The sequence below is a fragment of the Achromobacter sp. DMS1 genome (genome assembly GCF_001270295.1).
The window spans coordinates 1-11,744 of the sequence record NZ_LHSJ01000127.1 but is presented as its reverse complement, the minus strand read 5'-3'; the positions used below and the strand labels follow the sequence as shown (position 1 = coordinate 11,744).

Annotated in this window: 10 protein-coding genes, 1 tRNA gene and 1 pseudogene; 10 read left to right on the top strand and 2 right to left on the bottom strand. The window is 67.7% G+C overall.

Features of this window, described 5'->3' with window-relative positions:
• The 10 genes and pseudogenes from AD428_RS15340 to AD428_RS15290 all read left to right on the top strand — a co-directional run.
• A pseudogene (locus AD428_RS15340) lies at positions 1 to 197 on the top strand (FAD-dependent cmnm(5)s(2)U34 oxidoreductase); the annotation flags it as partial.
• Between the two features lie 245 nt (positions 198 to 442).
• The gene (locus tag AD428_RS15335; RefSeq protein ID WP_053245750.1) at positions 443 to 2,671 is read left to right on the top strand and encodes a glycoside hydrolase family 31 protein; all 2,229 of its coding nucleotides are present in this window, start codon (positions 443 to 445) and stop codon (positions 2,669 to 2,671) included.
• A 212-nt stretch (positions 2,672 to 2,883) separates the two neighbouring features.
• Positions 2,884 to 3,972, top strand: coding sequence for a methionine ABC transporter ATP-binding protein (locus AD428_RS15330; protein ID WP_053245749.1), 1,089 nt, complete (start codon positions 2,884 to 2,886; stop codon positions 3,970 to 3,972).
• Positions 3,929 to 4,582 (top strand): methionine ABC transporter permease, encoded by a 654-nt coding sequence (locus tag AD428_RS15325; RefSeq protein WP_053245748.1) that lies wholly within the window; start codon positions 3,929 to 3,931, stop codon positions 4,580 to 4,582. Before AD428_RS15330 ends, AD428_RS15325 begins: the two co-directional genes overlap by 44 nt.
• A gap of 50 nt (positions 4,583 to 4,632) precedes the next feature.
• Positions 4,633 to 5,430 carry a MetQ/NlpA family ABC transporter substrate-binding protein gene (locus AD428_RS15320; RefSeq protein WP_053245747.1) on the top strand — a complete coding sequence of 266 codons (798 nt, stop codon included), beginning with the start codon at positions 4,633 to 4,635 and terminating at the stop codon, positions 5,428 to 5,430.
• A 61-nt stretch (positions 5,431 to 5,491) separates the two neighbouring features.
• Positions 5,492 to 5,567, top strand: a tRNA-Lys gene (locus AD428_RS15315).
• Between the two features lie 811 nt (positions 5,568 to 6,378).
• The gene (locus AD428_RS15305) at positions 6,379 to 7,311 is read left to right on the top strand and encodes a metal ABC transporter substrate-binding protein (protein ID WP_082308433.1); all 933 of its coding nucleotides are present in this window, start codon (positions 6,379 to 6,381) and stop codon (positions 7,309 to 7,311) included.
• Entirely contained in the window at positions 7,308 to 8,192 is an 885-nt protein-coding gene (locus AD428_RS15300) for a manganese/iron ABC transporter ATP-binding protein (protein WP_053245745.1), read from the top strand. The genes AD428_RS15305 and AD428_RS15300 overlap by 4 nt, the downstream gene beginning before the upstream one ends.
• Positions 8,189 to 9,046, top strand: a complete 858-nt coding sequence (locus AD428_RS15295; RefSeq protein WP_053245744.1) for a metal ABC transporter permease — start codon at positions 8,189 to 8,191, stop codon at positions 9,044 to 9,046. Before AD428_RS15300 ends, AD428_RS15295 begins: the two co-directional genes overlap by 4 nt.
• Positions 9,043 to 9,975 (top strand): metal ABC transporter permease, encoded by a 933-nt coding sequence (locus AD428_RS15290; protein ID WP_304438950.1) that lies wholly within the window; start codon positions 9,043 to 9,045, stop codon positions 9,973 to 9,975. The genes AD428_RS15295 and AD428_RS15290 overlap by 4 nt, the downstream gene beginning before the upstream one ends.
• Here the strand turns inward: AD428_RS15290 and AD428_RS15285 are convergent.
• A complete protein-coding gene (locus tag AD428_RS15285; RefSeq protein WP_053245743.1) occupies positions 9,959 to 11,011 on the bottom strand; it encodes an ABC transporter substrate-binding protein in 1,053 nt (350 codons plus the stop codon). The two genes, AD428_RS15290 and AD428_RS15285, sit on opposite strands and share 17 nt — an antisense overlap.
• A 138-nt stretch (positions 11,012 to 11,149) precedes the next feature.
• Complete coding sequence (locus AD428_RS28035) at positions 11,150 to 11,386, bottom strand: GTP-binding protein (RefSeq protein WP_235490431.1); 237 nt, start codon at positions 11,384 to 11,386, stop codon at positions 11,150 to 11,152.
• Positions 11,387 to 11,744: the final 358 nt, after the last annotated feature.

Sequence of the window (11,744 nt, the reverse complement as noted above, 5' to 3'; positions counted from 1 at the left end):
GCTGGCGCGCCGTGCTGCCCGGCCGCCTGCCGGCGGTGGGCGAGCTGCCGCACGCCCCCGGCGTCTGGCTGGCGGCCGGTTATGCGTCGCGCGGATTGTCGTGGTCGGCGCTCATGGGCGAAGTGATCGGGGCGGCGCTGGCCGGCGAGCCCATGCCGCTGGAGTCGGATCTGCTGCGCCTGATCGGGCCGCGCTGACCCTTGGGGGCGGGGGGCGTAGCCCGGCGGTTATGGACAGTTGGGCGAGCTTGCGCGAATGTGGCGCCACAATGCCGCGAAAACCCCGCCGGCGGGCCGCGTCCGAAGGACGGAAGGCGCGCCGTTTTGCGGCCCTTTTTTTGGATGAGGATACCGCCCAGAAGAGGGACCGAGTTTATTTCAAAGCCCAAATCCGTCAAAATAGCGTCTTTTGATGGTTTTTGGCTTAAGCCGGGGGATGCTCTGTGCCGCCCAAGTTCGACTTTGCCCATACTACCCAGCTCGACAATGTCGACCTGCTGACGTCCCGTCCCAGTCGTATCGATTTCGACGCGGGCGATGGGTTGCACCTGGTAGTCGAGGCGCATGCGCCCGGCGTATTCCGCCTGCGCTGCGGCGCGGCCAACCTTCTTGCCGACGATATCAAGCCCGGCTCCCGGGCGCGCGTGGTGGCCGAGATGCTGCTCGCGCGCCAGGAGGCCGTGGGAGAAGCCACGGTTTCGCCCCGCGACGATGGCGAGGGCTGGCGCATCGCGCAGGGCGACGTGGCGCTCGAGGTGCTCACCAATCCCGTGCGCGTGGCGCTGGTGCGCAATGAAGAACGCGTGCTCGAATCCGACGTGTCGGCCCACGCGCCGGCCTTCGGCCACGATGGGCTCGCCGAGCCGGCGGATGCGGTCTGGACGGCCGCGTTCGCGCTGCACGGCGACGAGCGCGTCTACGGCCTGGGCGAAACTCCCGGAGACCTCAACCGCCGCGAGGAAACCGTGGTTTCCGACGACCCCGAGCATCGCGCCCTGCCGCTGGCATGGAGCCCGCGCGGCTGGGGCGTGTACGTGAACACCGTCAGCCGCGTCGAGCACGCGGTGGGCGCGGAGCCGGCGGAGTCGGCCTACGTGCTCACGGTGGAAGACAGCGTCCTCGACCTTTTCTTCTTTGCGGGCGAGCCCGCCGAGATCCTCAACCAATATTCGGCGCTCACCGGCCGCGCGGGCCAGCCCGTGCTGTGGGCCATGGGCGCCTGGCTGCAGCAGGCCGCCGGCGAGATGCCCACGCAGACCGCCGCCCTGGTGGCCCGCATGCGCGAAAACCAGATTCCCATCGACGCGGTGAAGCTGGCCCAGCCCGCCGCCTGGGGCTTCTCGCCCGACAAGGCCGTCTTCGAGTGGGACGCGCAGCGTTTTCCCGACGCGCGCCAGATGCTGGCGCTTTTCCACAAGCACAACGTGCACGTGGCGGCGTCCGGTTTCCCGGGCGTGCTCAAGAACAGCCCCTTGTTCGAAGAGCTCGAAGACCGGGGCTGGCTGCTCACCCGCGACGACGGCTCGGCCCAGGTGTTCGACGGCAACGCGGCCACCTCGGGCCAGCCCTACGGCCTGCTCGACCTCACCTACCGCGACATCTACAACCTCTGGGTGGAGCGTCACCGCCAGCTCATCGAAGACGGCCTGGACGCGCCCGCCTGCGACGCCCAGATCGCGATTCCCGACGGCGTGTCCGCGCGCGGCGGCGAAACCGGCGCCACGCTGCGCACGATCTACCCGCTGCTCGCGCGCCGCGCCCTGTTCGACGCCGTGGCCGGCCTGAAGGTGCCGCCGGAAGGCGTGGTGCCCAGCGGCGACCTGTTCCCCGCCGCCCAGCGTCTGCCGTGGCAGGCCGGCCCCGAGGTGGACAATACCTGGGAGGGCCTGCGGCACACGTTGCGCACGGCGCTGTCCATCGGCGCCAGCGCCGTGCCGGTGCAGGTGCACGGCATCGGCTCGGCCGCCCGCGACCGCGCCGGCATGACGCCCGAGCTGTACCTGCGCTGGCTCACCGCCGGCATCTTCTCGGCGAACTTCGCGTTCCAGGGCGCGGACGGCCTGATGCCCTGGGACTTCGGCGAGGAAACCCTGGCCCATGCCCGCACCTGGATGCAGTGGCGCTACCGCCTGGTGCCCTACGTGCTGGGCGCCATCGAGGATTCCGCCCGCACCGGCCTGCCGGTGCAGCGTTCCATGGCCATGTCGTTCCCGCACGACGCGCACGCGCACGACTGGGACCTGCAATACCTGCTGGGCCCCGCGCTGCTGGTGGCGCCCATCACCGAGCCGGGCACCCAGGCGCGCGTCTATCTGCCCAAGGGCGAAGCCTGGTGGGACCTCAACACCGGCCACCGCTACGAAGGCGGCACCACCTGGACGGTCGAGTGCGACCTGGGCCAGTACCCGGTGTTCGGCCGCGAAGGCCACATGCTCTGTCTCGGACCCGCCGCCCAGCACACCGGCGAGTTCAACTCCGCGCGCATCCTCGACGAGGTCTGGATGTTCGGCATGCCCATGCATAACCCCGTGGTCATGCGCAACAAGATCCGCGTCATGCAGATGCAGGGGTCCAGCTACATCAAGGGCCTCGAAGGGCTGCGCATCTCGCCCTCCGAGGGGCTGGAAGTCAAGCGCCGCGGCGCCGAAGTCCGCATTTCACGGGCGCGCTAGCGCCGGCGCCGGCCGGCGGCATGCCGGGGCGCAGGACAAGGCGAAGGGCAGTCGGGAGGCCATGCCTCGCGGCTGCCCTTTCCGCGTTTTTGGGCGGGCCCTCATTCCTGCCGCGAAGCGCGCTTGCACTGGACTTTATATAACCAATAGTTATTAAAAGTGGAACAAACTGTCGTTCTCTTCAGAAGAGAAAAGATACAAAATCGCTTGCCATGATTCACATCGAGAACCTATCCAAGACCTACGCGACGCCGCACGGCCAGTTCCAGGCGCTGCGCGGCATCAACCTGCGCATCGAGCAGGGCGAGGTCTTCGGCATCATCGGCCCCAGCGGCGCCGGCAAAAGCACGCTGGTCCAGTGCATCAACCTGCTGGAGCGGCCGAACGAGGGCAGCATTTCCATCGGCGGCACCCAGCTCACCGGCCTGACCGAAGCCCAGCTACGCAGCCAGCGCCGCCGCATCGGCATGGTGTTCCAGGGCTTCAATCTGCTGTCGCGCCGCACGGTGTACGGCAACGTCGCCTTGCCGCTGGAGATCGCCGGCGTGGCCAAGAGCGAGATTCCCGCCCGCGTGGAGCGGTTGCTCGCGCTGGTGGGGCTGGAGCACCTGCGCGACCGCTATCCCAGCCAGATCAGCGGCGGCCAGAAACAGCGCGTGGGCATTGCGCGCGCCCTGGCCAACGACCCCGACGTGCTGCTCAGCGACGAGGCCACCTCGGCGCTCGACCCGGAAACCACCCATAACATCCTGGCCCTGCTGCGCGACATCAACCGCAAGACCGGCGTGACCGTGGTGATGATTACTCACCAGATGGAAGTCGTGCGCGAAGTGTGCGACCGCGTGGCCGTGCTGTCGCAGGGCCAGGTGGTGGAACTGGGCAGCACCCGCGAAGTGTTCGCCCAGCCGCGCCACGAAGTGACCCGCGCCATGGTGTCGGCCGCCACCGCGTCCGATCTCACCGACGCCACTCTGGCGGCCGTCAAGGAGCGCATCGCCGCGCAGGCGCAGGCCCGTCCCGGCCATGCCGTGCACCTGCTGCGCCTGTCGCTCAAGGGCAATGACGCCTCCGGCTCCTTCCTGTCCGACCTGGCCCGCCAGCACGGGCTGGACCTGGGCCTGGTGCAGGCGCGCGTAGAAGACATCCAGGGCGTGGCCGTCGGCACGATCTTCGTGCTGGCCCAAGGCGCGTCCGCCGCGGTCCGCGACGCCATCGCCGCCCTGGCCGCCCGTGACATTACCGTTGAAGAAATCGCTCATGAACCCGCAACTGATCGACCTGCTCATCACCTCGCTGCTTGACACCCTGCTCATGGTGGGCGTGGCCAGCGCCATCGCGGTGGCGATCGGCATTCCGCTGGGCGTGACGCTCACCGTGACCTCGCGCGGCGCCATGCTGGAGAACCAGCCCGTCAACCACGTGCTGGGGGCCGTCATCAACGCCACGCGCTCGGTGCCGTTCGTGATACTCATGGTGGCCATCATCCCGTTCACGCGCCTGGTGGCGCAGACCTCCATCGGCACCACGGCGGCCATCGTGCCGCTGTCCGTGGCGGCCATTCCGTTCATGGCGCGCATCGCCGAGAACGCCATGCGCGAAGTCGATCCGGGCCTGGTCACCGCGGCGCGCGCCATGGGCGCCTCGCCCATGCAGATCATCGTGAAGGTGCTGCTGCCCGAGGCGCTGCCCGGCCTGGTGGCCGCCACCGTCGTTACCGTCGTCAGCCTCATCGGCTACTCGGCCATGGCCGGCGCCATCGGCGGCGGCGGGCTGGGCGACCTGGCCATCCGCTATGGCTACCAGCGTTTCCAGTCCGACGTGATGGCCGCGGTGGTGATCGTGCTGATCGTGCTGGTGCAGGCCATCCAGAGCCTGGGCGACCGCTTCGTGCGGCGCATGTCGCACCGCTGACCCGGCAGGTTTTCTTCCTTTTCCTTTCCGTCTACCTGGAAATCCGCAACATGAGCATCAAGCTTCTGAAGTCGCTGGCCGCGTTCGCCCTGGGCGCCGCCGTATTCGCCCAGCCCGCGCTGGCGCAGGACAAGCCGCTGAAAATCGGCGTTACCGCCGGCCCGCACGCGCAGATCATGGAAGTGGTCAAGCAGGAGGCTGCCAAGCAGGGCCTGAAGATCGACATCATCGAGTTCTCCGACTACGTGCAGCCCAACGTGGCCCTGGCCTCGGGCGACCTGGACGTGAACAGCTACCAGCACCAGCCGTACCTGGACAACGCCAACGCCGACCGCGGCTACAACCTGGTCAGCATCGCCAAGACCGTCATCTTCCCGATCGGCATCTACAGCAAGAAGATCAAGTCGCTCTCCGAACTGAAGGAGGGCGCCCGTTTCGCGCTGCCCAACGACCCCACCAACGGCGGCCGCGCGCTGCTCCTGCTGCAGGCCAACGGCCTCATCAAGCTGCGCCCGGAGGCGGGCCTGAAGGCCACGCCCATCGACGTGATCGAAAATCCCCGGAAGCTGCGCTTCATCGAGCTGGACGCCGCCCAGCTGCCGCGCTCGCTGGACGACACCGACGCGTCGGCCGTGAACACCAACTTCGCGCTCGAGGCCGGCCTGAACCCCGCCAAGGACGCCATCGCCCAGGAATCGCCCGATTCCCCGTACGCCAACGTGCTCGCCGTGCGCGCCAAGGACAAGGATCGCCCCGAATTCGCCAGGCTGGTGTCCGTCTACCACAGCCAGCCGGTGAAGGACTTCATCCAGAGCAAGTTCAAGGGCGCGGTGGTGGCGGCCTGGTAAGCGCCAGCCCGCCGTGTTTTGACAGCAAGCGCGAAATCCGCCATAATTTCGCGCTTCGGTCGGGTGGTTAGCTCAGTCGGTAGAGCAGCGGACTTTTAATCCGTTGGTCGCGAGTTCGAGTCTCGCACCACCCACCACTTCCTCATTCCTGCCTCATTCGAGGCGAAGACGTTTCTGGCGTCGTTCAGTAGTATGTGGCCTGTGCGTACTACTTACTGTGTCCGATTCTGTGACCCCTTCCCTTTGAACACGACCCATAGAGTCGTCACCCTCTGTCGATTCATCGAATGGAGGCGATCCAGGGCATCCGCCGCGTCGGCTCCAGTCGCTTCAGGCGACAAGTGCGCGTACTTCTGAGTCATTACGACGGTTGCGCGCCACAGGAGCTTCGACACCTTCAGCAGCGATCCGCCCTTCGCCTGAACAAGCCGCGCCGCGTAGGCGTCGCGGACTGCGTGGGGCGTTACCCCGTCCGCGTCCGGGGGCCAGGTTACGTTCACACTTCTCAATGTGATTCTGGATCGCGCCGGTCGCACGGCCTCGCAGTAAGTCTTCGCGCGCCCATCGACGCCCCTTGAGCTTGGGGGAAACATGACGGCAGCGAAAGCCCTTCACGGATTCGCGGCGTTCCCGCAGCATCGCCCGCGTGCGACTCGGGAGCGTCAAGATGCCTTCGTTGTCCATCTTGGATCGCTCTGGATGAGCGACATCTCGCGGTTGCCCTGGCATCGGATATCCCATCGTTCCGCCGCGCCGCGCTTGCCGGACCGCGAGGGCGCGTTCCAGTTTGCGGGTGCCGCAAAACAGGAACCTGGCATAGAATCGCGGGGACCACGAGGTTTTATGCAACTGCGCCCGATTCCTTCCTGTTGATGCGTTTTCGCTGACATGCTCCGTCCCGCTCGCCGGGCGGACAGGTTGGACATCGTTGATTTCCGGAGTTGCACTATGTTCCTCGCATTGAGATCGTTGCGCCGCCGCGCGCGCCTGCCTGTCCTGCGCGCCGCAGGCTGGGCGGCCGGAGCCGTCCTGGCCCTGGCTTTCCTGCCCGCCCACGGGGCGGAGAAATTCAAGGTTGTCACCACCTTTACCGTCATTGCCGACATGGCGCGAAATGTGGCGGGAGACGCCGCGGAGGTGGTTTCCATTACCCGTCCGGGCGCGGAAATCCACGAGTACCAGCCCACGCCGGGCGACCTGGCGCGCGCGCAGGGAGCGCAACTGGTGCTGTGGAACGGTCTGAATCTGGAGTTGTGGTTCGAGCGCTTTTTCCAGCGGCTCAAGGGGATTCCCGGCGCCGTGGTGACCCAGGGCATCGAGCCGATGAGCATCGACGCCGGCCCCTACCGCGGCAAGCCCAATCCGCACGCCTGGATGTCGCCGGACAATGCGCTGGTCTACGTCGACAATATCCGCGACGCGCTCGCCAGGCATGACCCGGCCCATGCGGACACGTACCGCGCGAACGCGGAGGCGTACAAGGCGCGCATCAGGGAATCGATCGAGCCGATACGCGCGCGGCTGCAGGCCATCGCCCCCGAGCGGCGGTGGCTGGCCACCAGCGAGGGCGCGTTCAGCTACCTGGCGCGCGACTTCGGGTTGAAGGAACTCTACCTGTGGCCCATCAATGCCGATCAGCAGGGCACGCCGCAGCAGGTGCGCCGCGTCATCGACACGGTGATCGCGAACCACGTGCCCGCCATCTTCAGCGAAAGCACGGTGTCGGCCGATCCGGCGCGGCAGGTGGCGCGCGAGACGGGCGCCCGCTATGGCGGCGTGCTGTACGTGGATTCCCTCAGCGATCCGGCCGGACCCGTGCCCACGTATCTGGACCTGCTGCGGGTGACCACCGAAACGATCGCCCGGGGGCTGGAGCCTTGAGCGGGCCGGCCCCCGACGAGGCGTCGCCCGGCCTGCAGGTGTGCGGCGCGACGGTTACCTACCGCAATGGCCACACCGCGTTGCTGGACGCGCGGTTCGAGACGCCGGCCGGCACCATCACGGCATTGGTGGGCGTGAACGGCAGCGGCAAGTCCACGCTGTTCAAGGCCATCATGGGCTTCGTGCGGCTGGCCCGGGGGCGCGTCGCCGTGCTCGGGTTGCCGGCCCGGGAAGCCCTGCGCCGCAAGCTGATCGCCTACGTGCCGCAAAGCGAGGACGTGGACTGGAATTTCCCCGTGCTGGTGGAAGACGTGGTCATGATGGGCCGCTACGGGCACATGGGCTGGCTGCGCCGGCCCGGGCCGGCGGACCGGCAGATGGTCGAGGCGGCGCTGGCGCGCGTGGGCATGGAGGCGATGCGCCGGCGGCAGATCGGCGAGTTGTCGGGAGGACAGAAGAAACGGGTCTTCCTGGCGCGGGCGCTGGCGCAGGACGCCCGTGTCATCCTGCTCGACGAACCCTTCACCGGAGTGGATGTGACCACCGAGGACGCCATCATCGCGTTGCTCGGCCAGTTGCGCCGCGAGGGCCGCGTGATGCTGGTGTCCACCCACAACCTGGGCAGCGTGCCGGAGTTCTGCGACCGCGCGGTGCTGCTCAACCGCAAGGTGCTGGCCTACGGGCCGACCGCCGAGGTGTTCACGCGCGCCAACCTGCAGGCGGCGTTCGGGGGCGTGCTGCGGCACTTCATGCTGAACGAAACCGACGAGCGGCGGCGGCAGAGTGTGGGCATTTTCTCCGACGACGAGCGCCCTCTAGTGTTCTACGGCGACACCGCGACGGCGCGCGATCCCCAGGACAGGCCGGGAGGCGGGCCATGATCGGTCTGCTGGCCGAGCCGTTCGGCTACGGCTACATGGTCAACGCCATGTGGGTGTCCGCGCTGGTCGGAGGCGTGTGCGCGTTTCTCTCGGCATATCTCATGCTCAAGGGCTGGTCGCTGATCGGCGATGCGTTGTCGCACGCCATCGTGCCGGGCGTCGCGGGAGCCTACATGCTGGGGCTGTCGTTCTCGGCCGGCGCGTTTCTGTCGGGCATGCTGGCGGCCGGGGCCATGCTGTTTCTGAACCACCGCACGCGGCTCAAGGAAGACGTGGTCATCGGGCTGGTTTTCTCCGCGTTCTTCGGGCTGGGCCTGTTCATGGCCTCGCTGTCTCCGGTGTCGGTCAACATCCAGACCATTATCCTGGGCAACATTCTGGCCATCACGCCGGAAGACACGCTGCAGCTCGCCATCATCGGGAGCGTGTCGCTGGCCGTCCTGCTCTGCAAATGGAAGGCATTGCTGATCGCATTCTTCGACGAGCATCATGCGCGCTCGGTGGGCATAAACCCGGTGCTCATGAAAGGAGTCTTCTTCGTCCTGCTCTCGGCCTGCACGGTGGCGGCCATGCAGACGGTCGGCGCGTTCCTGGTGGTGGCCATGGTAGTGACGCCGGGCGCCACGGGATACCTGTTGACCGACCGCTTTCCCCGGCTGTTGGCCATCAGCGTGGCGATCGGCGCGTCGACGAGCCTGGCGGGCGCCTATGCGAGCTATTTTCTGGACGGCGCCACCGGCGGCATCATCGTGACGCTGCAGACGCTGTGCTTCCTGGCCGCTTTCGTCTTCGCGCCCAGGCATGGCCTGCTGGCGGCGCGCCGCCGCGCGGCTTCGGGAGCGGCCGCGCCATGAAGATTCTCGACGTTCTCATGGCGCCGCTGCAGTTCGATTTCATGTTGCAGGCGCTGCTGATTTCCGTGCTGGCCGCGGTGCCCACGGCGCTGCTGTCGTGCCTGATGGTGCTGCGCGGCTGGGCGCTGATGGGCGACGCGGTGTCGCACGCCGTGTTTCCGGGCGTGGTGCTGGCCTACATCCTGGGAATTCCGCTGGAGGCGGGGGCGGTCGTGGCTGGCCTGGCGTGCGCGCTGGGCACCGGCTACATTCAGGCCAACAGCCGGCTCAAGCAGGACACGGTAATGGGCGTGGTGTTTTCCGGCATGTTTGGCCTGGGCGTGGTGCTCCACGCCGGCATCCGGGCCGACGTGCACCTGGACCACATACTCTTCGGCGACATGCTGGGCGCCGGCATGCGCGACCTGTTGGAAAGCGGCGCCGTGGCGTTGCTGACGACCGGCGTGATTGCGCTGAAGTGGCGCGATTTCCTGCTGCATGCCTTCGATCCGGTGCAGGCCCGCACAGTGGGACTGCGCGTGCGGCTGCTCCATTACGGGCTGCTGATACTGCTTTCGCTGACGATCGTGGGAGCGCTCAAGGCCGTCGGCGTCATTCTGGTCATCGCGCTGCTCATCGCGCCCGGCGCCATCGCCTTTCTGCTCACCCGCAGCTTCGGCGCCATGCTGGCGGCGGCTTGCGCGATCTCGGTGGCGGCATGCCTGTCCGGCGTGTACCTGAGTTTTTTCCTGGACAGCGCGCCGGCGCGACCATCGTGGTCGTGCTGTCCGTTCTGTTCGTCGCTGTCTTCGGACGCGCGTCGTGGCGGGCGCGGCGCGCCACGACGAGGCGCGCCGCGCGCGATGAGTTTCACGGGCGCGTTCGCGCCATCGCCGCCCGGCGGGAGCGGCGATGGCCGAGGGCGCGGCGGATTTACAGCCCGGCCTTGAAGTCCTTGTTCCAGAACTCCAGGATGTCGGCCTTGGCCTCGGTCAGGCCCTTCAGGTCGTAGCCGTGCAGCAGCTTGACCTCGGCATCGGTGAAGCCGACGCGTTTGAGGTCGTCCGGCAGGGTGGCGTTGGCGACGGTGGGCGCGTAGCCCATCTTGCGCGCGAAGCCGACCTGGCCCTCGGGCTCCAGCATGGCATTGAGGTAGGCCCACGAGGCATCCTTGTTGCGGCTGTTCTTGGCCACGGCAGCCTCGAACGAGACGGGCACGGAACCTTCCTTGGGAATGGCGAAGCCCAGCGGCAGGCCGCTGTCTTTCCATTGCAGCGCGCGCGCCTTCCACATGCACGCGATGGAAATCTCGCCCGACTTGAACGCCGCCGCCACCGCTTCGTTGGACGGATAGATGCGCGGCGCGTTGGCCTTGAGCTTGCTCAGGAAGCGCTTGCCGCCCTCGAAATCCTTGGTCGTGCCGTTGGCGCCCAGCCCGACGAAGACGGCGTTGTACAGGTAAAGAATGTCGGAGAAACCGACCTGGCCCTTCCATTTGGGATCGAGCAGCACTTGCAGCGAATCGGGCGGGGCGGCGAATTTCTCGGTGTTGTAGACCAGCGTCATCGCGCTGAAGATGTGCGGAATGGAGTAGGGCGTCTTCAGCGCCTCGATGGCGTGCGCCAGGTTGGGCACCTTCTTGGCGTCTACGCGCTCCAGCGTGCCCGAGCGTTCGGCGTCGTACATGTCGACCTCGCCCAGCAGCGCCACGTCCATGCTGCCGCGCCGCGAATTCTTTTCGGCGCGCAGCTTGGTGACGCGGCCCACGGCGTTGCCGGTGTCGTAGACCACGTTGACGCCGGCCTTGGCCACCAGCGGATTGATGATCTGCTGCAGCAGGTTCTGGTAATCGCCGCCCCAGGTGCCCACCACGATCTGCTTGTCGGCGGCCAGCGCCATTGCCGGCAGCCAGCCCACGGCGGGAGCCAGGGCCAGGCCGGATGCCGTCTTGATGAATCCACGGCGAGTCAGGTTTTTATCTTGCATAACACGACCTCATATCGAAGAGGGACTGACGACTTGCAAAGGAACGGCGTCCGGCGCGGAGTGCTGCCGGGCTTCCGCTGCGGCTTCGGCGCCGCCCGCGCCCGCGGCTGCGGGCATGGACGGGGCCAATGGAAAACATCAGGCGAGCACCTCCACCGGCGCGTCCGGCACGGCCGCGCGCAGCGCCTGGGCGTCCACGTCGCGGGCGATGACGATGATGGATTCGGGCGCGTCGGGCTGGCGCGTCAGCCGCTGCGGCGCGCTGAACGTGGTGCCCACGGACTGGATCAGGATGGGTTCGACGCTGTCGCTCACGCGCACCACGGCCTTGAGCCGCAGCAGCCGCCCCCCGCAGAAGCCGGCGACGTTGTCCAGCCATTCGGAGAATGCGGCCCAGTCCAGCCCGGCGCGCGCGCGGGCGGCGATGACGCGGATGCGCGGATGCGCTCCCGCCGCGGCGCGCGGCGCGGCAAGCGCGCGCGCCGCCTGGGCGGCCAGGTCCGCCCGCCCTCGAAGGCGCGAAGGCTTCGGCCACGGCGCGGCGCGTCCGGACGGGCGATGACGTCGGCCAGCGGATTCCAGCGCGCGGCCTGTCGGCGCGCACGCGCAGCGCGGCTTCGTCGAGCAGGTCGGTCTTGGTCAGGACGATGCGCTGCGCGCGCCGAACTGGGCCATGGCTTCGTCGGTTTCCTGCAGCGCGGCAGGAGGAGGCGCGCAGGTCGTCGGTGCACAC

Excerpts from the sequence above, each read along its gene's own strand:
- AD428_RS15330 (WP_053245749.1), top strand. The coding sequence starts at position 2,884 with ATGATTCACATCGAGAACCTATCCAAGACCTACGCGACGCCGCACGGC.
- AD428_RS15325 (WP_053245748.1), top strand. The coding sequence starts at position 3,929 with ATGAACCCGCAACTGATCGACCTGCTCATCACCTCGCTGCTTGACACC.
- AD428_RS15320 (WP_053245747.1), top strand. The coding sequence starts at position 4,633 with ATGAGCATCAAGCTTCTGAAGTCGCTGGCCGCGTTCGCCCTGGGCGCC.
- AD428_RS15305 (WP_082308433.1), top strand. The coding sequence starts at position 6,379 with ATGTTCCTCGCATTGAGATCGTTGCGCCGCCGCGCGCGCCTGCCTGTC.
- AD428_RS15295 (WP_053245744.1), top strand. The coding sequence starts at position 8,189 with ATGATCGGTCTGCTGGCCGAGCCGTTCGGCTACGGCTACATGGTCAAC.
- AD428_RS15290 (WP_304438950.1), top strand. The coding sequence starts at position 9,043 with ATGAAGATTCTCGACGTTCTCATGGCGCCGCTGCAGTTCGATTTCATG.
- AD428_RS15285 (WP_053245743.1), bottom strand. The coding sequence starts at position 11,011 with ATGCAAGATAAAAACCTGACTCGCCGTGGATTCATCAAGACGGCATCC.